Raw genomic sequence first — 23362 nt, forward strand, 5'->3', positions numbered from 1 at the left:
CGAGTCATGAGAGCGATTTCCTTCGCCATCGCGGGCAACAACCGCCTCGGCGCACGTCTGTTCGCCGCGCTCCACGACATGGGGCACGACGTGGTGCCGCTGTCGTACAGCAGCGGCCCGCTCACGGAGACGGCGGCGCAACTGGGCGCAAGCGTGCCTACGCCGGACAGTGGACCGCAGCGCGTCGAGTGGCGTATCGACTGCGGCGACGCCGCACCGGAAACCGCCTGTGCCGCCACGCACATCATGACGTTCCGTGCCAGCGCCCCGGCGCTTCCGCCGGTCACGTCCACACTCGCCTGGCAGTGGCACGGCCCGCGCGGCGAGGTCGACGTCGCGACTACCGCCTGCGCCTTCGACAACTTGCGCTGCGGCGCGGACATGGTCGCGCAGATCGATGCCGAGGCCGAAGCCATGCTCGTCGACATCGTCAGCCAGCTCGGTCGCGACGTTCTGACCACCGATGCGCTCGCGTCGCGCCCGGTGGCCGAGGATGCACCGGGGAGCGTGGTGCTCGACCTGCATCGCCTGTCCGGCTGGCATGCGACGAACGAGACGGTACGCGAGATGGCGTTGGAGCCGTCACTGCCCGAGATGATTTCACGTCGCGCGCTTGAGGCCCCGTCGGCCATCGCACTGCGCGATGCCAACGGCGACGTCAACTACCGCACCTTCGTCGCTGCATCGATGAAGCTCGCGCTCGACATCGCCGCGATGCTGCCCGTGCAATCGCCCGACGACCGTACCCCACAGGTCGTTGCAGTGCGACTGCCCAAGTCACGATTGCTGTACACCGCGATTCTCGGCGCCATCGGCGCGGGCGCGGCCTATGCGCCGCTCGACCCGTCGTTTCCTGCCGAACGCGTGCGCCAGATCGTCGAACAGAGCCGCGCGACGTGCCTGATCACCGATGACGATTTCGACGCGAGCGCGCTCGACGGGCTGAACGTCAGAATCATTCGTCTGCGCTCGCTCAATGTGGCAGACGTGAACATCGGCGTGACGGCATGGCCCGTCTCGCGCCTGCCCGACCGCGCGAGCCGCTGCGCCATCACGATCTTCACCTCCGGTTCGACGGGCGTGCCCAAGGGCGTGATGCTCACGCACCGCAACATCGTGCACTTCTGCCACTCGTATCGCGACTACATCGGGCTGGACGCCAGTTCGCGCGCGCTGCAGTTCTGCACGGTGGCGTTCGACGTCTCGCTGCTCGACATCTTCCCGACGTTCCTCGCCGGTGCCATACTGGTGATCCCGACCGAAGCCCAGCGACACGCGCTCGACGATCTGAGCGCGCTCATCGAGCGCGAAGCCGTGACACACGCGTTCCTGCCGCCCGCGCTGCTTGGCGTGATGCCGGATGCGCGATGGCCTGCGCTGCGGCATCTGCTCACCGGCGGTGACGTCTGTTTCCCGGAGACGATTGCCCGCTGGAGTCAGGGCCGCGAGTTCCACAACATCTTCGGCCCGGCGGAATGCACCGTCTTCGTCACCGTCGCGCGACTGAAGGCGGGCGACAGCAACCGGTTGATCGGGCGGCCGCTCGCGAACGTGCGCTGCTACGTGCTCACCGAGACCGGCGAACCGGCGTTGACGGGGGAAGCGGGCGAACTGTGCGTGGCCGGTGCCGGCGTAGCAGATGGCTATCTGCATCGTCCCGATCTGACGGAGCGCAGCTTCGTGCCCAACCCGTTTGCCGATCCGAACGGTAGGTGGCCATCGGCCCACGACGAACTGCTGTATCGCACGGGCGACATCGTGCAATGGGATGAGTACGGCGCGCTGCATTTCGTCGGACGCCGCGACGCGCAAGTCAAGATTCGCGGCTTCCGCGTAGAACTCGGCGAGATCGAATCGGCCGCACTCGCCACCGGCCAGTTCGGTCAGTGTGCGTGCGTGGTCGACGACCGCAAGCGCATCCGTGGCTTCGTCGCCCGCCCGCTGGCGGCATCGGTGACGGGCGATACGCTGCGCGACCTGCTCGTTGCCCGTCTGCCGGACTACATGGTGCCCTACGAGATCGTCGTGCTCGACGCACTGCCTGCCACCAACAACGGCAAGATCGACCGCAATGCGCTTGGCCGCATTCCGGCGCAGCGCGCACGTACGGAAGACGACACCGCCCAGGAACCGCTCACTGAGACGGAAACGAATCTGCGTGCCCTGTGGGCACGGCTGCTCGATCTGGAGCCGTTCGAAATCAACCGCGACGATTCGTTCTTCAACCTCGGTGGCCACTCGCTGCTGGTCTCGCGGCTCATGCTGGCAGTCAAGAAGGAGTTCGGCGGCAATGCACCGCTCGCCCGCTTCATGGAACGTCCGACCATCGGCGCGCTGGCGTCGCTGCTCTCAAACGACGACGTCAACAAGGGCGAGCGCATCCCGCAGCGGGTCTTCGACGACATGGTGCTGCCCGACGACATTCGTCCAGTCGACGGTCTGCGTCCCAATGCCGACAGCGCACGCGCCATTCTGCTCACAGGCGCGAACGGCTTCCTCGGCACCTTCATCGCGGCCGAGCTGATCGCGCAGACGTCCGCCACGATCCATTGCATGGTGCGGGCGGCGAGTCAGAAGGAAGGCGAAGCGCGTCTCGCGCAGGCGTTGCAGGCCAATGGGCTGGGCACGCTCGCCGGTCATCCACGTCTGAAAGTCGTGCTCGGCGATCTGGCGAAACCGCGACTCGGTGTATCGCCGGAGATGTGGCGAACGCTGGCGCACGACATCGATGCGATCTATCACAACGGTGCTCACGTCAATCACGTCTACGACTATCCGTATCTGTACGACGCGAACGTCGGTGCGACGCTCGAACTGTTGCGCCTTGCCTGTGAGTTCCGCAACAAGTCGATGCACTTCGTCTCGACGTTGTCTGCCGCGAGCGCTGTGAACGCCGACGGTCACGTGCTCGAGGAAGGCCCGGCCCGCAATGCGCCCGCCTTCGTGAACAACGGCTACAACGTGACGAAATGGGTCGCGGAGCATCTGGTGTGGGAGGCCGCCGAGCGCGGCGTCGACGCCACGATTCTGCGCCCCGGCAACATCACCGGGGTGTCCGGCACGGGGCTGTGTCAGCCGACGCGCAACCGGATCCTGCTGCTCGTCAAAGGCTCTCTGCAACTGGGTGCGGCCCCCGCCGGGGACACGGATTTCGACTTCACACCGGTCGACTTCCTGGCGCGCGCGATGGTCCGCTGCACGACCGACCCGCAGCGCGAGTTACGCGTCTTCCACCTCCAGAACCCGCAACCGCTGACGTGGGAAGACTACCTCGGCGCACTCGCCCGATGCGGGTATTCACTCGCCCTCGAAGAACCGGCGGACTGGCGCAATCGCCTGACGTCCATCGACGAGACCAACGCGCTGTTCGATGTGGTCGCGTTCTACCTGGACGACAGTCAGGAGGACATCGGCGACATGGCGCGCATTGCGCACCGGGAGTCGGCGCAAGCGCTTGCGCGTCTGGGGCTGGCGTATCCGCGCAAGGACGACGCTCTGCTCATGCATCACTTCGGCTATCTGATCGAAAGCGGTTTCCTGCCCGAGCCGGGCGGCAGCAATGCCCGGCGTACCGAAGCCAAGGCGAGTCAGGCGGGTAAGTCGGGTATGGCAGGCAAGTCCGACGAGAAAGAGACGGCCTCCGTCGCCTGATCGGCGTGTGTTGTCTCTCAGTTACTTGTTGCACCTTTTTTCGCGCAGTCCATTTTCTTCATCGAGGAGTTCATCATGCTGCAAAAAGTCCGCACCGAACTGCAACCCGACACGCTGATCCACAATCTCACGACGACTGTGCACGCCGGGGTAGCCGACCTGAATGCGTCTGCACGCGACGTGTGGAACATCGTCGGCCGCTTCGACGGCTACAACCGCTTCGTGACCGATCTCGAATACATCCAGATGACCGGCACGGCGACCGGCCCGCGCTCGCTGCGTCACAAGCACTTCACGGGGGGCGATCTGGTCGTCGAGCAACTCAACACGCGCAACGACGACGCCATGACCATGAGCTGGACGCTGATCTACACGACGTTCGACATCGGCAACATGTGGGCGTCGATGGAAGTGGTGCCGCGTGGCGACAAGGCGTGTACGGCGACGTATCGCATCGTCGGCGAAGCACGCTCCGGCAGCCCGAAGGACCAACCGGCGTTTGACGACTTCGCCGTCGGCTTCCTGAAGATGGCGATGGATAACCTGCGCAAGATGTTCAACGAGTAAAACGCGGGTTGCCCGGCATCGATCTCATCGATGGTATTGCGCCCTCACGGCTCGCGTCGTGAGGGCGTCCCACTTCTTCGTTGCGGACCGCACAATGGACAGACATCTCCCGCCCGCCGGTCGCTGGCAACTCGCGGCGCGCGCGCAACGCATGCAGCCGTCGGCGCTGCGTGAACTGCTCAAGGTCGCCGAGCGGCCTGACATCATCTCGTTCGCGGGCGGCCTGCCCTCGCCCTATGCGCTGCCGGTCGAACGGCTTCAGGCGTCGGTCGACCGGATCTTGCGGCGCGACGCCATCGGCGCGCTGCAATACGGGCCGTCCGAGGGCTATCTGCCGCTACGCGAGGCCATCGCCGCGCGGCTGACCCGGCAGGGCGCGGCGGTCAGTCCGTCTCAGGTGCTCATCACGACCGGCTCACAGCAGGCGCTCGATCTCGTCGCACGCGTGCTCGTCGATCCCGGCTCGCGTGTGCTGATCGAGACGCCCACCTATCTCGGCGCGGTGCAGGCGATCGCGCAGTACGAGCCCGCGTTCGAAGAGGTGGCGACGGACGCGGCAGGCCTGTTGCCCGAACGGCTCAACGAGACGTCGATGCGCAGTGCTCGCCTGCTCTACACGCAACCGAACTTCCAGAATCCCACAGGACGCACGCTCCCGCTCGACCGGCGCATGACGCTGGCGTCGCTGGCCATCCGTCACGGCTTACCGATCGTGGAGGACGACCCCTACGGCGAACTCGTCTACACCGGCACGACCCTGCCGTCGCTACTGTCGATGGCGCCCGACAACGTCGTACACCTCGGCTCGTTTTCGAAGGTCATTGCACCGGGCCTGCGCGTGGGCTACGTCGTCGCGCCGGAAGCGCTCATGATCAAGCTGTTGCAGGCGAAGCAGGCGAGCGACCTGCACACGACCGGCATCACGCAGCGGCTGGCGCATGCGCTGCTCACAGACGGCGAGTACGACACGCACCTCGAAGCCATTCGTCTGCGGTATCGGGCGCAATGTGCGCTTATGCTCAAGTGCCTCTCCGAGCATATGCCGGACGGCGTGAGCTGGACGCGCCCCGCAGGCGGCATGTTTCTGTGGGTGACGCTACCGCCCGACATCGACAGCGCGAGTCTGTTCGAAGACGCGTTGGCGCGCGGCGTGGCGTTCGTTCCAGGCGCGTCGTTCCACGCCGTCTCACCGAAGGCGAACACGATGCGGCTGACGTTCACGACCGCCACGCCCTCGCAGATCGAAACCGGGATTGCACGCCTGGCGCAGGCTATCGAGGCGCGGTTTCGCAAGACCGAAACCTGCCTCACGGTCTCCTAGGTTCCACTACACCGACACCGGCACTTCATGCGCAGGCTTGAAGTGCCGCGTCCGACGGCTCGAACAGTCCGATGTTCTGCGCCGTCTGAACAAAGCGCTGTACGCACGGGTTGCTGCTGGTCGCGCTCCATACCAATGCGACGTCGATATGCGGCGCATGCAGCAGCGGCACGAACTGCACATTCTCGGCGCGCGTGCTGCGCATCGAGCTGTGCACCAGCGCGACCCCGAGGCGCTGTCCGACCAGATTCACGATCGTCTGCTGGAAGTTCGTCTCCAGTCGAACACGCGGTGAAAAGCCCGCCTGGCGGCAGTGGTCCGTGATGGTGTTGTGGATGAACGGCGACGCTTCGCGCGGCGAGATGATGAAGGCATCGTCACGCAATTCGGCAACCGAAATGGCCGAGCGCGCCGCTAGCCGATGACTGGCGGGCAGCGCCGCCACCAACGGTTCGCGGAAGATGGTTTCCGTGCATAGCTCGTCGGATGCATCGGAGGAATACATGATGCCCACGTCCACCTTGCCGCAGCGAAGTTCGGCGGCGAGGTCCGTCGGAATCGATTCTTTGAGTTTGACCTCGATACGCGGAAACGCCGCAGCAAATGCCCGCGTGAGTACGGGAAGCACGCTGCATGCGACGGCGAACATGAAGCCCGCGCACAGCATGCCCGAGTCGCCGACTTCGGCGGCGCGTGCGTGAGAACGCGCCTGATCGAGCGTTGCGAGCACGGAGCGTGCGTCGCGATAGAAACGCTGTCCTGCCGCAGTGAGCGCCACGCTGCGCTGTGTGCGTTGAAACAACACGACCCCCAACTCCTCTTCGAGCATCGCGATCTGGCGCGACAGCGGTGGTTGCGAGATGTGCAGCAAATTCGCCGCACGCCCGAAGTGGAGTGTTTCAGCCAGTACTACGAAATAGCGAAGTTGCCTCAGTTCCATGGAGCCTTCCCCCTTAAAAGAACATCGGTTTCTATTCATAGCGAACCGGTATCAGTCATCGCATCATATGGTATTGGAGACCGCTCGCGAATCGAACTATGCTTGGTCTTGCTTTATGGAGCACCCCCCACGGCATTCGCCATGATGCGATACCGCGCCGCCAAACGCAGCGCCCGCCAATTCCAATAAAGTCAATGAGAGACGCTATGTACGCCCACGATCCGCTGGACCGTTCAAACGCAAACTTTCAGTACTCCTCCCGGCCAACGATTGACCGGCTCTGCGGCAGCGATCCCTCCATGCTGGCCACCCTCGCGCGTGCCAGACTGCTCATCGATCGCCAGCTTCCCATTCTGATTCTCGGAGAAACCGGTACCGGCAAGGAGTACCTCTCACGCGCCCTGCATGACTACAGCGCACGCCGTCAGGCGAGCATGGTGTCGGTCAACTGCGGCTCGATTCCCGAAAACCTTATCGAAAGCGAATTGTTCGGATACCAACGCGGCGCTTTCTCCGGCGCCCTCAATACCGGCATGAAGGGCAAGGTCGTACAGGCCGATGGTGGCACGTTGTTCCTCGACGAAATCGGCGATATGCCTTTCGCACAGCAGACACGTTTGCTGCGCGTACTCTCCGAGCGGGAAGTCACGCCCATCGGCGCGTCCGCGCCGGTTCCCGTCGACCTGCAACTCATTTGTGCGACGCACCAGAATCTCGAATCCCGCGTGCAGACGGGGGCGTTTCGCGAAGACCTCTATTACCGAGTAGCCGTCGGCATCGTGCATCTGCCGCCGCTACGTCTGCGACAGGACCGCAGTTGGCTGCTCGACGCAATGATCGTCGCCGAATCTCACGGCAAAGCCAGTTTCGAATCCCTCGATCGCGAGACGCGTGAACTACTGCTGTCCTATGCGTGGCCGGGCAATCTGCGTCAGATGCGCGCGGCCGTTCAGTACGCTTGTGCAGTCAGGAGCGGCGACACGATCCGTGTGTCCGACCTGCCAGCGAATCTGCTGCAAAGTGCGATGGCTCCGGCCATTGCACCGGCGATGGCACCGGCAGCCGTCTCGCCGGGCGCGCCTGGGCCATCGGGGCCTGCTGGCAACATCCAGATCGCACCGCTCGCGTCGCTGTCGGCCATCGCCAACGGCGAGCGCGAGATCATTATTCGAGTGCTGTCGTCGCGACGCTGGAATATCTCCGCCGCCTCACGCGAACTCGGCATTTGCCGCACGTCGCTCTATCGCAAACTGCGTGAACTGCATATTCCTCATGTGCGCGATATGGGCAGCGACGTGCTGCTCGGACCGGATCGCTGAAATACACCGCTATGCACCGCTACGCCGGATCCGCCAACAGCGCCATCATGGCGGTCGGCTTGTAGCGGTTTCCGGAAGTCGCGTTCGCGCCGAAATGCGCTTCGAGCACGCGCACCATGCCCGGGTCGAGATGTACACTCGCCGCCCCAAGGTTCTCCTCAAGACGGCTGATGCGACGCGTGCCCGGAATCGGCACGACGTCGTCGCTGCGTGTGAGCAGCCAGGCCAGCGCCAGTTGTGCGGGCGTCACGCCGATTTGCGCCGCATAGCCCGCGAGGGTCTGTGCGAGCTTCACGTTGGCATCGTAATTCTCGCCTTGCAGACGCGGGTCCGACGTGCGGCGCGAGTCGCCTTCCGGAAAATCTTCGGCGCGCCGCGCGGTGCCCGTCAGAAAGCCACGCCCGAGCGGTCCGAACGGCACGAGTCCGATACCCAGCTCACGCAGGCAAGGCAGAATCGACGCCTCGATATCGCGATGCCAGAGCGAGTATTCGCTTTGCAACGCACTGACCGGATGCACGGCGTGTGCGCGACGGATCGTGCGCTCGCTGGCCTCCGAAAGTCCGAAGTAACGCACCTTGCCCGACTTGACGAGGTCGCCGACGGCACCCGCCACGTCTTCGATCGGCACATTGGGATCGACGCGGTGCTGATACAACAGATCGATGTAGTCCGTGCCGAGTCGCGACAGGCTGGCGTCGACCACTTCCCGGATATGCTCCGGTCGGCTGTCGGCCCCCGTGACCGCACCGTTTTCGAAGCGAAATCCGAACTTCGTCGCAATGATCGCCTTCTCGCGACGGCCCTTGAGTACGCGACCGAGAAGACGCTCGTTTTCGAACGGGCCATACACTTCCGCCGTATCGAAGAAGTTGCAACCGAGCGCAAGTGCCCGTTCCAGCACGCGAACCGATTCAGCCTCGTCGGAAGGCCCATAGGCGTAGTGCATGCCCATGCAACCCAGCCCAATGGCGGGGACTTCCAGCCCCTGTTTCCCCAACCGGCGTGTTGGCAGCATTGTCGAACTCCTGTGAAGTGGTCGTAGGTCCGGCGTCTGTCGGTCGACACCGGTACGTCGTCTTCACCATGCAAGTTTCGATCCATTGTTTTGTCGGCAACGTCGGCATTTCATTCGAATCGCCTCATTGAACCGAGCCCCCCTCGCGTAACCCGCATGTCTGCACGCAACACGTCCGGCCGCACGCTTATCGCGACGAACAATGTGGCGGTTAGAACGCGCGTTCGACATCGCATGCGTGCGCAAACAGCTGTCCGAAGCTGCGACACCTGTCGCACCCTGCGACAGGTGTCCGCGTACGCGATGCGGTGCCGAAGTCGCTGCCCATACATGAAACACGCGGCTGTCGATATGGCATCCAAATTGCTTGGAGTCCGTCATTTGTCTTCGCCGATTACAGGCGCACGACACACGATGAACAATGACAAGAACGCCGTGCAAGCGGGCACGGGACTGGCGCTTTACGGGGCTTCGGGGGATGTATTGGCGCGCTTCAGGGGATGGGCTGCGCATCTGAGTCCGGACGAGCGCAGACGGGCCGACGCGTTCTCCCGACCGGCCGATCGGGAGGATTATGTTGCAGCGCATATTCTGGCGCGGGTCGCTGCAGCGCGCATTACCGGCAGTCCGGACAAGCCCGGCCCCGCTGCGCGCACGTACGTGCTCGTGCAGCGCTGCGAGCAATGCGGCGGCGCACATGGGCGTCCACGTCTGCCCGCGCATCCGGGCTTGCATGTGAGTCTGAGCCACACCCGGGGCGCAGTCGCTGCTGCGTGCGCGATCTCGCCCGTCGGTATCGATGTCGAACACTGGGACGAAGCGCTCGCCCCGGATGCCGACCTACCCGGCCTGAACGAGCGCGAGCGCAGGCGGCTGGGCGCGTTTGCCAGCGTGGCCTGCACGCATCATGCGCCGTCGCCGCGCGCGCTGGCATGGCTGCGCCTCTGGACGCGCAAGGAGAGCCTGATCAAAGTCGGTGGTACGACACTGGACGAGATGAGCGGTATTGACCTGTCGGCCCTGCCGATGAGCGAAGCGCCACTGCGCGCCTGGCAACGTCGCGTGGCGCATGGCGTGTGGGCGATGACCGACTGGCTGGACCCGGCGCTGCGCGTGACGGGTACCGTCTCAAGTGTGGGGGGCGTGAGCGTCGAACGAATCGATGCATAAAGACGCATAAAAATAAGCCGCCCGAGGGCGGCTTATTTCATGACAACGACAATGACGCGATGGATGTTCAGGCCACGGCGGCTTCGTTCTGCTCGGCCTCGATTTCATCTTCGACCGAGCTGAGCATCAGGTGTTCGAACGCGCCGACCGATGCCTTCGCGCCTTCGCCCACCGCAATCACGATCTGCTTGAACGGCACGGTCGTCACGTCGCCTGCGGCGAACACGCCCGGCACCGAGGTCGCGCCCTTGGCATCGACTTCGATCTCGCCATGACGCGAGAGCGCCACCGTCCCCTTGAGCCATTCGGTGTTCGGCACCAGCCCGATCTGGACGAACACACCCTCGAGCGCGATTGTCGAACGCTCGCCCGTGGCTCGGTTGAGGTAGGTCAGGCCGTTCACCTTCTGACCATCGCCGACGATCTCGGTCGTTTGCGCATTCATCAATACGCGCACATTCGGCAGGCTGCGCAGCTTGCGCTGGAGCACCTCGTCGGCGCGCAGTTGGGCACCGTATTCGATCAGCGTGACTTCCTTGACGATGCCCGCCAGATCGATGGCCGCTTCTACGCCCGAGTTTCCGCCGCCAACCACGGCAACGCGCTTGCCCTTGAAGAGCGGACCGTCGCAGTGCGGGCAGTAGGCCACACCGCGATTGCGATACTCGCGCTCGCCCGGCGCGCCGATTTCGCGCCAGCGTGCACCGGTGGCCAGCACCACGGCGCGGGCCTTGAGCACCGCACCGCTAGCCAGATGCACTTCATGAATCTTGCCCGGGATCAGCGCTTCGGCACGTTGGGTGTCGATCACGTCGACGTCGTACGTCTTCACGTGCTGTTCGAGCGCCGTGGCGAATTTCGGCCCTTCGGTGTGCGTGACGGAGACGAAGTTCTCAATGGCCATCGTATCGAGTACCTGACCGCCGAAACGCTCGGCGACGACGCCCGTCGCAATGCCCTTGCGAGCGGCGTAAATCGCGGCCGCCGCACCTGCGGGGCCACCGCCCACGATCAGCATGTCGTAGACCGGCTTGTTTTCCAACGCTTTCGCTGCGCGCGCCGTCGCGCCCGTGTCGAGCTTCGCCAGCAGTTCCTTCACGCTGGTACGGCCTTGCGTGAACGATTCGCCGTTGAGGAACACCGTCGGCACAGCCATCACTTGACGCGCTTCCACTTCCTTCTGGAACAGCGCGCCGTCAATGGTGACCTGCTGGATACGCGGATTGATCAGCGCCATCACGTTCAGCGCCTGCACGACTTCCGGGCAGTTCTGGCACGACAGCGAAATATACGTCTCGAAGCGGAAGTCGCCGTCGAGTGCGCGAACCTGTTCGATGGTGTCATCGTCAAGCTTGAGCGGGTGACCGCCGACCTGCAGCAGTGCCAGCACCAGCGACGTGAACTCATGGCCCATCGGCAACCCGGCAAAGCGAATACGCGGAGCCTCACCCGGCGTGCCGATCGCGAACGACGGACGACGCTCGTCGGCATCGGTGCGTGCCACGACGGCGATCTTGTCCGACAGCGGGGCGATCTCTTCGACCAGCGCCTTCATTTCCGCGGCCTTGGGGCTATCGTCGAGCCACACGGCGATTTCGATGGGGCGCGTGACTTTCTGGAGGTACGTTTGCAACTGGGCTTTGAGGTTCGCGTCCAACATGGCTGTTTTTCCGTCTCGATAGGGTGAGCGAGGTCCACCGCGTCGGCCGGGGGCTGGCGCAGGTAAGCGTCGGGAATTCGGGGTTGGGTGCCGGCGCAGCGGGCTTTAGGGGGGGACCCGCGCGCCGGCAGGTGACGCCGCTGCGTGACACGAGCGGCGCTTGCTGCGGTACTACCGGTGAGACTCTGGGTGGTGCTTAGATCTTGCCGATCAGGTCGAGCGACGGGCTCAGCGTTTCAGCGCCCGGCGTCCACTTGGCGGGGCAGACTTCGCCCGGGTGAGCCGCGATGTACTGAGCCGCCTGCACCTTGCGCAGCAGTTCCTTGGCGTCGCGGCCAATGCCGTTGTCGTGGATTTCGCACAGCTTGATCTCGCCTTCCGGGTTGATCACGAACGTGCCACGCAGCGCCAGACCTTCTTCTTCGATCAGCACATCGAAGTTGCGCGAGATGGCCAACGTCGGGTCGGCCACCATCGGGTACTGGATCTTCTGGATCGTGTCCGACGTGTCGTGCCAGGCCTTGTGCGTGAAGTGGGTGTCGGTCGACACGCTGTAGATCTCTACGCCCAGCTTCTTGAATTCTTCGTAATGGTCGGCCAGATCGCCAAGTTCGGTCGGGCACACGAAGGTGAAGTCGGCCGGGTAGAACACCACCACCGACCACTTGCCCTTCAGGGTTTCGTCGGTCACGGTGATGAAGTCGCCGTTTTGGTAGGCGTTGGCTTTGAACGGCTTGATCTGGGTGTTGATGATCGGCATGTCGTAGTCTCTGGGACGGGGTGGAAAGTGTTGCTAGTATGCCGAATGCTATCGATTGATAGAAATTGATTATTGAAATCTATGCGATTAAGTCAGGCTATCGGGGCCGATAGCCTGGCTGCTATGACGACCGTCCCCGTCCGGACGGCCAAGGGATTCGGGCCCTGTCAGCGATTCGCGCCCTTCGGGTAACGCACGGCGCGCACCTTGCCGCTGGCGGCACCACCGCAGTAGAACGTGCCGTGGCCGTCGTACTCCAGCCCGCTCACGACCAGACCGTCCGGCATCTGGACACGCGCGAGGACTTCGCCGCTGACGGCATCGATCTGGCGCAGTTCGCTCTCGTCGTTCTCCCACGTGCCGTGCCACAGTTCGTCGTTCGCCCACGTCACGCCGGTCACAAAGCGGTCGGACTCGATGGTGCGCAGCACGCGTCCATCGCTCGGGTCGACTTGCAGAATGCGTCGGTTCCGATACTGTCCGACCCACAAGCTGCCCTCGGCCCACGTCAAACCGGAGTTACTACCGCGCTCTGACGGTGCAGGAATCGAATGCACCACGCGGCCGGTGGACGGTTCGATCTTGTCGATGCGCGACTCGGCGATCTGGTACAGATGCTTGCCGTCGAAGGCGGTGCCCGCGTCGCTCGGTGCATCGACGGTACGACGGACCTCGCCGTTCGCGGGGTCGAAGGCGACGAGCGTCTCACCTGTCGCCGCCCATACCTGCTGGCCATCGAAGGTCACGCCGTGGATGCGATCGATGCCAGGGAAAGGACCGTATTCGCTAATGATGTCGGCTGCGCTCACGGCGGCCGTGCGGAAGTTTCGTTGCGGTGTACTCGTCATGTCAGGCTCCGGTTGTTACGCCGCGTTCGGCGTGCAAGTCCACTCTAGCCAAACGACCATCCGGCAGGGAGTAACAAAATTGTCGTGAATTCGGTGAGCGGCGGTGCCATCCAGCGCCTCGCCCGCGCGAGGCCTACCGCACGCACGCGCCCTTCCGCTTCGAGTTCGCCAAGTGCGCGCTGGACGGAACGCTGGCTCGCGTTCAATGCGAGTGCGAGCGCCGACGTCGACCACGCTGCCCCGTCTGCCAGCAACGCGACGAGCGAGGCGCGCTCACCGTCGATGGGCGGTAGCAGGACGGCGACGGAAGGTCTGGCGATGTCAGGATCGGCGGGCGTCGTGATTCGCTCGGTCGTGTGAGTTCGCCGGTGAGCGTCGAGGGGGCGCAAGGCAAAGCCGCGCGGTGTTGCATCGATCTCGGCGATGCCTTTGAGCACAGCGCGCAAGCGTCCGATTTCGACACGCAGGCGCGCCCGATGCGTCTCGTCGGGACGACGCAGGCGGAACGCCTCGGCAATCAACGTCTCCCTGTCGATATCCCCCGGCCACGCACGCGCCAGATGTAGCGCGAGCGTGAACAACACCGGCCGTCTGGCCAGTGGACGCCACACATTGCCCGTCCCGATGCCTCGACGACAGGCGTCGACCACCAGGGTGTCCGAGTGCAGAAGCGTGGCCGCCTCCGAGAGCGACAGCATCTGCTCGCCATCGCGATGCCACCGTCTCGCCGCCAGACGCCCCATCGTTTCGCGAAGACTCCGGACTTCGGCACTGAGCGCCGGAACGTCGGCCGTCGCCGCCGCGGTCTGCGCTTGAGCGAGCGCGGCATGCGCGTCGGCGATGCGTAGCGTACGCAGAGCGAGTTCCGCCGTCGTCAATGCATGGACGGCCGTCAATCGTGCGGGGACGTGGGGCAACGGCGCATCTTGCAGGGCCAGTGCTGCGGCATCGAGTTTGCCCAGCAGCAACAGACGCCGCGCAACGATCAGCCGAGCGAGCATGGCGTTGGGGAAGTCGGCGCGTTCGGAAAGCAGTGATGCAGCGGCTTGTAGCGTCCGGTGGGTGCCACCGAGGTCTCGCATGGCGAGCGCGACCTCGGCATCCGCAACGACACACCGTGCACGGGCGACCGACTCATGCGTGCCGAAGCCACGCGCAGCGCGCTTGAGCAGATCCCGGGCGCGAGCGAAATCCCCAAGCTGCGCCATCGCAATCCCACGCAACGCAAGGGCTGGTGGGTCATCGCGAAGCGCCACACGACGCAGTGCGCCGAGCGGATCGCCCGACGCTAACGCGCGGGCCGAAGCGGCAATGAGGGAGTCCATCGCGGGATATTACCGCGCGCGACAGCGACGTCCGGGATCGGGTCCTGTAGAACGGTTGCACGACGGATGCAAAGCCTGAGACCCACTAACCGTTAAAATTGGGGTTTTCGTCCGGAATACGTCCATGTCTTTTGACTCGCTGGGTCTGATCGATCCGTTGCTGCGGAATTTGCAGGATCTCAACTACGAGACACCTACGCCGGTGCAGGCGAAGGCGATTCCTGCCGTCCTCGCGGGCAAGGACGTCATGGCGGCCGCGCAGACCGGCACGGGCAAGACCGCAGGTTTCGCGCTGCCGCTGTTGCAGCGCCTCGTGCAACTCGGACCGCAAGTGTCCAGCAACCGGGCACGCGTACTGGTGCTGGTGCCCACGCGTGAGCTGGCGGAGCAAGTGCTGCAAAGCTTCGTCGAGTACGGCAAGGGGCTTGGTTTGCGACTTCTCGCTGCCTACGGCGGTGTGAGTATCAATCCGCAAATGATGAAGTTGCGCAAGGGCGTGGATGTGCTTGTAGCGACGCCGGGTCGTCTGCTGGACCTGAATCGTCAGAACGCCGTGCAGTTCGATCAGGTGCAGACACTGGTGCTCGACGAAGCCGACCGCATGCTGGATCTCGGTTTTTCTCGCGAACTCAACGCGGTGTTCGCGGCGCTCCCGGCCCAGCGTCAGACGCTGCTGTTCTCCGCGACGTTCACCGACGACATTCGCGCGATGGCCGCGAACATTCTGCGCGAGCCGGTCGATATCAGCGTGAGTCCGCGCAATGCCACGGCCAGCAAGATCAAGCAGTGGGTCATCCCGGTGGACAAGCGCAACAAACCGGCGCTCTTCATGCATCTGGTCGCCGAGAACGACTGGAAGCATGCGCTGGTGTTCGTCAAGACGCGCAATGGCGTGGACTATCTGGCGGGCGTTCTGGATGAAGCGGGCTACTCGGTCGACACCATCCACGGCGACAAGCCGCAGCCAGCACGACTGCGCGCGCTGGAGCGTTTCAAGACGGGCGAAGTGCAGATGCTGGTGGCGACCGACGTCGCCGCGCGCGGACTGGACATCGACGACCTGCCGCTCGTCATCAACGTCGATCTGCCGATCGTGGCGCAAGACTACGTGCACCGCATCGGTCGCACCGGCCGCGCCGGGGCGAACGGCGTGGCAGTTTCGCTCGTGTGTGCCGACGAAGCGCCACAACTGGCCGCCATCGAAGCACTGATCCAGCAAACGCTGCGTCGCGAGGAGGAACCGGGGTTCGAAGCCGAACACCGTGTGCCGGAGACCAGCGCAACCGGACAGGTCATCAAGAAGCCGAAAAAACCGAAGAAGCCGAAGGTGCCGCAGACCGGCGTGGGCACGCAGCCCGCGTCTGGCAAGAAGCCGAACCCACAACACGGCGAGAAGCCACGCAAACCTGCGACACAGCGCCCTGCATCGACGAGCAACAGCCCGAAGCCCGCCAGCGGCAACCCGTTCAGTGGACAAAAGGCGCGCAGCAAGCCTGCGAAAGACTCCGTCGCGAATTTGCTCAAGCCTGCCGGTAAACCGGCGGGTGGTCGCGGTAAGCGATAGTCTCGAAACGCGAGCCCGCGCGCGTGTTATGACTGACGTCGTTATGAATCGCGCCGATTTTTTCAGCGACATCGCTTAACAATGTGTAGGTGGCATCGGGCGTCGTGTGCGACGGGGCCTCCTTGCGAGTATTCCGGTGCGCAATCCAGTCTCGATATTTCTTGATCTGCTTTACCCGTCCGATTTTCTCGGCGCCCACGTCCGGCTTGAATAGATCCAGAACCTCATCGAATCGCCAATACTCCACCTCACTCCTGAACTTCTCGGCGAGCCTCCTCGAATACGCTGAGGGATAGCCTGAAGTCAATCGCTCGTGAGCCGTCTGCAAATGTTCGACAACGTACCTTTCGAACGCAACAAACAACGCGAACACGGCAAGCTCGCACGCTTGTTGTTCGGCACTCTCCAATGCCGTCGTCGCGTCGTTCGGCTTTGAGGCTCCCAGTTCGGTGCGCCCAACGGGACGCCCATTCCGTCGTCGGGCAGCTCGCTTCGCTACGTTAAGCGTCTCATGCGACACGAGGTAAGCCTGGTAAACCGCTTGAAGAGAGTTGTCACAGGTCATAGTCGGATACGTCGGTGACTAGATCAATGAACAGATCTTCATCGACGCGCACTGCGCGGCGCACGTTCGATTCAAGCCAGTACCACCCATCCTCTTTAACGCCCCGTACCAACCGTGCAGTCGACGCGCGATCCGGATGATGCGTAACGATCGTTGCACACTTGGGCGCCAGGATTTCCTCACTGACGAACAACAGGTAGCGAGATCCCAACCACCCTACGATGTCCACACGACCGTCGGCACCAATGATGTCCTTCCCTATCGGGACAAGCTTTGCCAGCAACGTGCCGTCTTTGAAAATGTGTAGAGCCGTGACCTCATACTTGCCGTCGTCCTGATCTTCCACGGTGTGGGGCCTGCTCTCGACCTGAAGCTCATGCTTAAGACACCATGCCCTGGCATCGCTAAGCAAGGTGCCGACGCGATTGAGATATTGCTCGCGCAGTGAAATTTCTACCTGATGTGAATCGCTCATTCCGAAGCTCCTTATGTATGACCATCGCGGCGGCAACTGCGCGGCGCGCCGCGATGTCAGCGATGAAGAAGTCGGAAGCGTAAGGGAAGTAAGAAAGCGTGCGACGACGGCTTTGCGTTTGAAGAATGCGTCGACGCGGCTACGGCCGGAAACTACGGCCCGTAGACCGCACAGTGGCACTTGATCCGAGCGACATAGTTGAGACGAAAATCGGAAATTGCTGGGCTTTTCACAAAGCCCTACGCAATTTACTCAATACCCCGTCACCACCGCGAACGCAAGCGCGCCGCCCGAAAGCAACAGCAGCACCAGAAACAGCGGCAGGATGAACTTGATCCACTGGCCGAACCCCACGCGCGCTGTGGCGAGATACGCGAGCAGCATGCCGGAGGTCGGAGTAATCATGTTCGTCAGTCCGCCGCCGAGCAGGAACGCCAGCACCGACGTCTGCGGACTGACGCCCGAGAGCTGCGCAATCGGTCCGATGATCGGCATGCTCACCGCCGCCTTGCCCGACACCGACGGAATAAAGACGTCCAGCGCCATCTGCACTCCCATCAGCCCGTTCGCCACCGCGACCGCCGACTGTCCGCGCACCGTGCGCGTGAAGTCGTTGATCAGCGTATCGAGCACATAGCTGCCATGCAGAATGATCTCGACGGACGCCGCGAGACCGATCAGCAACCCGGCGAGCATCATGCCCTTGAGTCCCTCGACGAACGCATCCGCCGCCGTGCGCGAATCGAGACGACCGACAACGGCCGTCACAAGACTCGTCAGCACGTAAAAGGCCGACAACTCCAGATTGCCCCACTTCAGTTCGCGCGTGCCGTAGACGAGCATCGCAGCCGCCACAGCCAGCACAAGCAACGTCGCCTTGTGACGCCCCGACAACCGCGCGTGCAGATGCGCCACCGTCGCCATCTGTGCGCGCGCCTCGCTCAAGCGGTATTCACTGCGATACACGTGCCACAGGAAGTATGCGATGCCCAGCGCCAGAAACACCACAAACACCGCAATACGCAAACCGATCCCGGAAAACAGCGGCAAGCCGACGAGCGGCTGCGCCACGGCCAGTGCCAGCGGGTTCGTCACCGACGCGATGTAACCGATCTTTGCCGCAATCGCCACCAGCGCGACGGCAAACAGATTCGACAGTCCAAGTCGGCGCGTGAGCACCATCACCATCGGAATGACGACGAGATACTCGGAGATGAAGCCGAGCAGCGTGCTGCCCAGCGCGATCAGCACCATCAGTAGCGGTGCGAGCACATACATGTTGCCTGACGTGAGTTGCAGCAGCCGGTCGATACCTGCGTCGATGGCCCCTGTCTTGCGCATCACACCGAACATGCCGCCCACGAACATCACCATGAAAATGAGCGGCGCGTTCTTCACCAGCCCTTGCGGCACCGAAAGAAACGCGGAGACGACGTTCGCCGGCTGTGCCTGCTCAGGCGTGCTGTGCGTGGCTTTGGGTGCGATCAGCATGCCGATGTCGTGCGTCTTCGGCACCACCTCGTACGTGCCCGGCACCACGAGCTTGCCGTCGCGCTCGAAGCGTCCGGCATCGACCCACCACGTCATCGCCACGGCCATCACGAGCACCCACAGCATCATGATGACGGGATGCAACATCTTGCCGTGCGGCTTCTCGGTATGCCCCGCGGGCGGGTCCGGCAATTCGGATTGCTGGGATGCGGGGTGCCCGTCGACGGGCGTCGGCGCGAGTGCTGTCATGTCTGTCCTGCCTGTTGTCTCTTGTTGTATTCGTGAAATGACGTCGCACCGCGCCTGAGGCGGCCGACTACGCCACCTTGTTGGCTTGCGCTTCGAACGAGGCCTGTGCGGCAGCGCCGCCCGTGTAACCCAGTTCTGCGGAGATCTGGCGGCTGCACGCTTGCAGACGCTCCAGATAGTCCGGGATCTCGATACGGCTGATGCGCGCTTCCGGCCCCGAAATCGAGAGGGCTGCCACGACCTCGCCCGACACGTCGCGCACCGGCACCGCAATGGCGACAGCACCACTCGTGACTTCTCCCGCACTCATCGCATACCCCTTGCGCGTAACGGCGGCGAGTTCGTCCGCAAACGCCATCGCGTCGGCTGCGACCGGCACGTGCTTCATCCGTGCAAAAAACTCGTTGCGAATGGCGTCCTGCGAAAACGCGAGCAGCAATTTGCCCGACGCCCCCGAACTGAGCGGACGACGGTTTCCGACCGAGCCGACCGAGCGCACCTGATGCGTGGTCTCACAACGTGCGACGCACACCGTTTCCAGCCCTTCGGGCACGCGCAGCACGACGGTCTCGTTGATCGCCTGATTGAGCGTCAACATGTGCTTCTGCGCCGCGCGTACAAGAATGTTCTGCTGCGACGCGGCCACCCCGATCACGAACGCCTGCGGACCGAGCGCGTAGGTCGTCGTGCGCTCGTCCTGCAACACGAAGCGGTTGTGCTCCAGCGTGCACAACATGCGATAGGTGCGCGACTTGTTGATGCCCAGACGGTTGGACAACTCGGTCACGCCCAGCCCCGGATGCTCCGCAACGAGCGAGAGCAGTTTCAGGGCGCTGTCGACGGAATCGACGATGTAGTTCATGGGATTTCCTTCGGGCTTGACTGCGAGCGGACCCACCGGGCGAGCGCAGCCGTGAACGTTTCCAGATGGCGCCCGAGCGTATCAAATCCTGCGTGCTTCACAAAGCGCGCCTCGTCCATGTACAACGCGCGGTTGATTTCAATTTGCAAGCTCGAACGGCGACGGGCCGGATCGCTCACCGCCGTGAGCAGATCGCCGCCCTGATACGGCGTATTGACCTGAACCCGATAGCCCAGTTCGCGCAGCTGGTCGGCGACCCACTGCGTGAACACCGGATCGGATGTCGTGCCCAGCCGGTCGCTCACGACCATGTCGGGACGCGCCGCACCGTCGTCCACATTCATGGCGTTGCCACGCGACTTCATCGAATGACAGTCGACGTGCCACAACGCGCCGTGACGCGCATAGGCGTCCTGAGCCGCATCGATCAGCGCCTGACGGTACGGCAGGTAATACGCGTCGATACGATGACGCACCTCGGCCACCGTCAGCTTCCGGTCGTACATCGGCATGCCCGGCAGGGCATAGCGGCGCAGCAGCCCCATGCCGCGCGCCGAGTACTTCTCCGGCGCGATCGGACCGGGCCAGGGTGCATCGAGCATGTCGGTGTCGATGTCGGTCACGGCGCGATTCGCGTCGATGTACATGCGCGGGAAGTTCGCGGCGATCAACGTGCCGCCGTGGCGCGGCACACACGCCCAAAGCTGGTCGACGAAGGCGTCCCAGCCGGTAAGGAGCGCCTCATGCGGCACCGACGTGTGGAAGTCGTCCGGCATGCCAACGCCGCTATGCGGCGAGTCGAACACGATCGGCAGGCATACGTCGGACGCGCCCGCAGCCGGACGCGTGACGACGCACGCTTCGCTACGCGACACGCAAATGTCTGCCGACGAAACCGTGGTGAGGTTCGCGACTTCGGCCTTGTTGTTTTCTTGCGTCACCATCAAAAATTTTTTCCGCGTTCCCACGACCGCTGACCGGTCGAAATCGCTACCCATCGAAGCTCACAAATCCCTGTTGTTTTATTTGTTAAAACAACGTATTAAAAATTAAACCTCAAAAATTTGAGGCGGTCAATTGAGGAATCTGTCATCGACGCAGGAGATGACCAATACCTCACCCGCCATCACAGCGAAAGCCAATGCCATCAAGCATGTTTTAGTGATTGAAATACAAAAATCGGCAATCCCCTCTCCTCCCATCCGCTCGATTTTTTTCTCGATGGTTGACGTTTCAGAAGCATCGACTCGATAATTTTCAAAACATTGTTTTAATTATTAAAACATTTGTAACAAACCGAATTTCACACAAACACCCGGAGGGGGGATATGAAGCACAAGGCCTGGCCAATCGCTCGCGTGGCCGTCATGGGGATGGGAATGGCACTGACGGGGCTCAGCACATCGGCGCTCGCGCAATCCAACGTCACGCTTTACGGCCTGATCGACAGTGGGGTGACCTACGTCAGCAAAGTCGCAGGACCGACGGGGACTGCCACGGGCAGCCGGTTCAGCGTAGACAGCGGCGATCTCCAGCAATCGCGCTGGGGCATGAAGGGGACGGAAGATCTCGGCGGCGGCTTGAAGGCGCTGTTCATTCTTGAGGGCGGCTTCTCGGTGGCCAACGGCACGTCCGGTCAGGGCAATCTGCCGCTCGGACGCACGTCCGTCGTCGGCCTGTCCAGCCCGTACGGGACGGTGCAGATCGGCCGTCGCAAGGATTACATCGACGAGATCGCCACCTGGTATTCGAGCGTCTACAACTTCGGCGTCTTCATCAACGGCGTTCACGACAACAACCTCGACCGCGTGGGTGGCAATCGCGCCAACAACTCGATCCGTTACGACACGCCGGACTTCCGCGGGCTCACGGCCAACGTGACGTACGGCTTCGGCGGCACCGCCGGGTCGATGGCCACGGGCCAATCGCTGGGCTTCGGCGCGAACTACAAGTACGGTGGTTTCGGTGTGGGCTTCGGCTACTGGCAGTCACGTCTGGGCACAGGCACGGCGAGCACGAACACGTCGAGCGATGTGGGCGCGTCATCCGGTGCAGGCTGCGATCCGGCCTATGGCAATGCAGGCGCAGTGTGTATCCGCACGTGGATGGTCGGTACGAGCTACAAGTGGGATAAGGCGCGCGTCTACGCGTCGTGGTCGCGCACGTTGCAGCCGCTCGCACGCTTCGGCGGCACCGCTGCCCCGTTCGCCACGACGTTCACCAGCACCGCAAGCAGTGGCGCATTCGCGGCCGCCGGGTCGAACAACAACGCGACGAACGTTTTCGACGTGGGTGTGAACTACTGGGTACTGCCGAATCTTGAGCTGATCGGCGCAGTGCTGCACTCGCGCTATTCGTTCGTCGGCGCACCGGCGACGGGTCGTCTGCTTCAGTTCAACGTTGGCCTGGACTACTTCCTGTCCAAACGCACCGACATCTACACGTACTTCGCCAACTTGCGCGCGACGGACATGTACAACCCGGGCATCACGGGTGGCGCACCGGGACGCGACGCGACCCAGAACGCCATGACCATCGGCATGCGTCATACGTTCTGACACGGTCGTGATGAAAGGTAGGAAAGCGCAGGAAAGCCGCACCCTGCAACGGGGTGCGGCGGTGCATTACCGGACATCAGCGGGGAGGCGACTCCCCGTCGTCCCGGCAATCGCTTCCGGAACAGCGTGACGGCGCACCGCGCGCATGCGCGGCATGTCCGGACGACGTGCCCTGACGTCCGAAGCCGATCTGCTGAAAAACACCGCCACCGATCTCGAATCCGGTGGCGTAGTGATAAGCGGCAACGGTCGAACCAAGTGCCACCGACAGCAACAACAACGTACCCGTACGCCAGCGGCGTCGGACCGTGGAAGCCATGTCTCCTCCCTGTCAGAGGTCGGCCCGCTCGGAAGACGTCTGTCGCCGGTTCCCGGTGAACAGCACTCCGGCACTGCTACGTCTTGGCGGGGATCGAGTTTCCAGTTACTACTGAGTCTCGTTTTTTCGCGATTCTGCACGTATCGGCCGCGAATTGTCACCCCGGCTATCCCTAAGCCCAAGCATATATATCGTGATGTGATATATTTTTTGGTTTTCGGACACATCCCATTTCCCTAACGGCCGACTTATGACTGCATCGACTCCGCCGAACGCACCGATCACAGGCGACGCGCTGACCAAGAGCGACTTCGAAGCGCTCTCCGAGTTTCGCTATCGCCTGCGCCGCTTCCTCAATTTCAGCGAGACGGCGGCACGCGAAGGGGGCATCACGCCCCAGCAGTACCTGTTGCTGCTGCACGTCAAAGGTATCCCGGGACGCGAGTGGGCGTCCATCAGTGAATTGGCGGAGCGCCTTCAAGCGGTTCACCACAGCGTGGTGGCCCTCGTCGCCCAATGCGAAAAGGCCGGGCTCGTGACCCGCCGCCAGAACGAGAGCGACCGGCGCGTGGTCGAGGTGCATCTCTCGTCGGCCGGCGAAGCCTGTCTCGCGAATCTGGCCGCGCAGCACCGCAACGAATTGAGCACGTTTGCGGACATCTTCCACATTCGTGGCGTTCATCTGTAATCCCCGAGACTG

Annotated in this window: 20 protein-coding genes; 8 read left to right on the forward strand and 12 right to left on the reverse strand. The window is 63.1% G+C overall.

The annotated features are described in order from the left end of the window. The first annotated feature begins 6 nt into the window (after nt 1-6). The 3 genes from ACIQWO_RS20220 to ACIQWO_RS20230 all read left to right on the forward strand — a co-directional run bounded on the left by ACIQWO_RS20220 (nt 7) and on the right by ACIQWO_RS20230 (nt 5539). Nucleotides 7-3651 (forward strand): amino acid adenylation domain-containing protein, encoded by a 3645-nt coding sequence (locus ACIQWO_RS20220; RefSeq protein ID WP_402828043.1) that lies wholly within the window; start codon nt 7-9, stop codon nt 3649-3651. A gap of 75 nt (nt 3652-3726) precedes the next feature. Beyond that, on the forward strand, nt 3727-4218 hold the full coding sequence (locus ACIQWO_RS20225; RefSeq protein ID WP_402828046.1) for an SRPBCC family protein: 492 nt from the start codon (nt 3727-3729) through the stop codon (nt 4216-4218). 94 nt (nt 4219-4312) lie between these two features. Next, nucleotides 4313-5539 (forward strand): PLP-dependent aminotransferase family protein, encoded by a 1227-nt coding sequence (locus tag ACIQWO_RS20230; RefSeq protein WP_402828049.1) that lies wholly within the window; start codon nt 4313-4315, stop codon nt 5537-5539. A 25-nt stretch (nt 5540-5564) separates the two neighbouring features. On the opposite strand, the gene ACIQWO_RS20235 is transcribed toward ACIQWO_RS20230, so the two are convergent. Next, the gene (locus ACIQWO_RS20235) at nt 5565-6479 is read right to left on the reverse strand and encodes a LysR family transcriptional regulator (protein ID WP_402828052.1); all 915 of its coding nucleotides are present in this window, start codon (nt 6477-6479) and stop codon (nt 5565-5567) included. Between the two features lie 299 nt (nt 6480-6778). Between ACIQWO_RS20235 and ACIQWO_RS20240 the strand changes: the two genes are divergently transcribed. After that, nucleotides 6779-7798, forward strand: coding sequence for a sigma-54-dependent Fis family transcriptional regulator (locus tag ACIQWO_RS20240; RefSeq protein ID WP_402828054.1), 1020 nt, complete (start codon nt 6779-6781; stop codon nt 7796-7798). A gap of 19 nt (nt 7799-7817) precedes the next feature. Here ACIQWO_RS20240 and ACIQWO_RS20245 read toward each other — a convergent pair whose 3' ends face one another. Further along, nucleotides 7818-8816 (reverse strand): aldo/keto reductase, encoded by a 999-nt coding sequence (locus ACIQWO_RS20245; protein ID WP_402828057.1) that lies wholly within the window; start codon nt 8814-8816, stop codon nt 7818-7820. A gap of 414 nt (nt 8817-9230) precedes the next feature. Here ACIQWO_RS20245 and ACIQWO_RS20250 point away from each other — a divergent pair, with 414 nt between their 5' ends. Further along, nucleotides 9231-9986 (forward strand): 4'-phosphopantetheinyl transferase family protein, encoded by a 756-nt coding sequence (locus tag ACIQWO_RS20250; RefSeq protein WP_402828060.1) that lies wholly within the window; start codon nt 9231-9233, stop codon nt 9984-9986. Nucleotides 9987-10053: 67 nt separating this feature from the next. On the opposite strand, the gene ahpF is transcribed toward ACIQWO_RS20250, so the two are convergent. From ahpF to ACIQWO_RS20270, 4 genes are all read right to left on the reverse strand, one after another. Next, on the reverse strand, nt 10054-11646 hold the full coding sequence (ahpF, locus tag ACIQWO_RS20255; protein ID WP_402828063.1) for an alkyl hydroperoxide reductase subunit F: 1593 nt from the start codon (nt 11644-11646) through the stop codon (nt 10054-10056). A 196-nt stretch (nt 11647-11842) separates the two neighbouring features. Beyond that, nucleotides 11843-12406, reverse strand: coding sequence for an alkyl hydroperoxide reductase subunit C (gene ahpC / locus ACIQWO_RS20260; RefSeq protein WP_039372199.1), 564 nt, complete (start codon nt 12404-12406; stop codon nt 11843-11845). 167 nt (nt 12407-12573) lie between these two features. Continuing rightward, nucleotides 12574-13254, reverse strand: a complete 681-nt coding sequence (locus tag ACIQWO_RS20265) for a hypothetical protein (protein ID WP_402828067.1) — start codon at nt 13252-13254, stop codon at nt 12574-12576. A 44-nt stretch (nt 13255-13298) separates the two neighbouring features. After that, nucleotides 13299-14579, reverse strand: a complete 1281-nt coding sequence (locus tag ACIQWO_RS20270; RefSeq protein ID WP_402828070.1) for a helix-turn-helix domain-containing protein — start codon at nt 14577-14579, stop codon at nt 13299-13301. Between the two features lie 124 nt (nt 14580-14703). On the opposite strand from ACIQWO_RS20270, the gene ACIQWO_RS20275 reads away from it, so the two are divergent. Next, nucleotides 14704-16143 (forward strand): DEAD/DEAH box helicase, encoded by a 1440-nt coding sequence (locus ACIQWO_RS20275; RefSeq protein WP_402828073.1) that lies wholly within the window; start codon nt 14704-14706, stop codon nt 16141-16143. On the opposite strand, the gene ACIQWO_RS20280 is transcribed toward ACIQWO_RS20275, so the two are convergent. The 5 genes from ACIQWO_RS20280 to ACIQWO_RS20300 form a co-directional block, all read right to left on the reverse strand. Continuing rightward, on the reverse strand, nt 16100-16708 hold the full coding sequence (locus ACIQWO_RS20280) for a hypothetical protein (RefSeq protein ID WP_402828076.1): 609 nt from the start codon (nt 16706-16708) through the stop codon (nt 16100-16102). The genes ACIQWO_RS20275 and ACIQWO_RS20280 overlap by 44 nt on opposite strands. Continuing rightward, nucleotides 16698-17183, reverse strand: a complete 486-nt coding sequence (locus ACIQWO_RS20285) for a hypothetical protein (protein ID WP_402828079.1) — start codon at nt 17181-17183, stop codon at nt 16698-16700. The genes ACIQWO_RS20280 and ACIQWO_RS20285 overlap by 11 nt, the downstream gene beginning before the upstream one ends. A 252-nt stretch (nt 17184-17435) precedes the next feature. Beyond that, nucleotides 17436-18923 carry a YfcC family protein gene (locus ACIQWO_RS20290; RefSeq protein WP_402828082.1) on the reverse strand — a complete coding sequence of 496 codons (1488 nt, stop codon included), beginning with the start codon at nt 18921-18923 and terminating at the stop codon, nt 17436-17438. 67 nt (nt 18924-18990) lie between these two features. Next, a complete protein-coding gene (locus ACIQWO_RS20295; RefSeq protein ID WP_402828085.1) occupies nt 18991-19785 on the reverse strand; it encodes an IclR family transcriptional regulator in 795 nt (264 codons plus the stop codon). After that, on the reverse strand, nt 19782-20729 hold the full coding sequence (locus ACIQWO_RS20300; RefSeq protein WP_402828088.1) for an N-formylglutamate amidohydrolase: 948 nt from the start codon (nt 20727-20729) through the stop codon (nt 19782-19784). Before ACIQWO_RS20300 ends, ACIQWO_RS20295 begins: the two co-directional genes overlap by 4 nt. A 384-nt stretch (nt 20730-21113) precedes the next feature. Between ACIQWO_RS20300 and ACIQWO_RS20305 the strand changes: the two genes are divergently transcribed. Continuing rightward, nucleotides 21114-22343, forward strand: coding sequence for a porin (locus tag ACIQWO_RS20305; RefSeq protein WP_402828091.1), 1230 nt, complete (start codon nt 21114-21116; stop codon nt 22341-22343). A 76-nt stretch (nt 22344-22419) separates the two neighbouring features. Here ACIQWO_RS20305 and ACIQWO_RS20310 read toward each other — a convergent pair whose 3' ends face one another. After that, complete coding sequence (locus ACIQWO_RS20310) at nt 22420-22662, reverse strand: hypothetical protein (protein WP_039400430.1); 243 nt, start codon at nt 22660-22662, stop codon at nt 22420-22422. 250 nt (nt 22663-22912) lie between these two features. On the opposite strand from ACIQWO_RS20310, the gene ACIQWO_RS20315 reads away from it, so the two are divergent. Then, nucleotides 22913-23350, forward strand: a complete 438-nt coding sequence (locus ACIQWO_RS20315; RefSeq protein ID WP_402828094.1) for a MarR family winged helix-turn-helix transcriptional regulator — start codon at nt 22913-22915, stop codon at nt 23348-23350. The last annotated feature ends 12 nt before the right edge of the window (nt 23351-23362 follow it).

The organism is Pandoraea sp. NPDC090278, assembly GCF_044772185.1.
GTDB lineage: Bacteria > Pseudomonadota > Gammaproteobacteria > Burkholderiales > Burkholderiaceae > Pandoraea.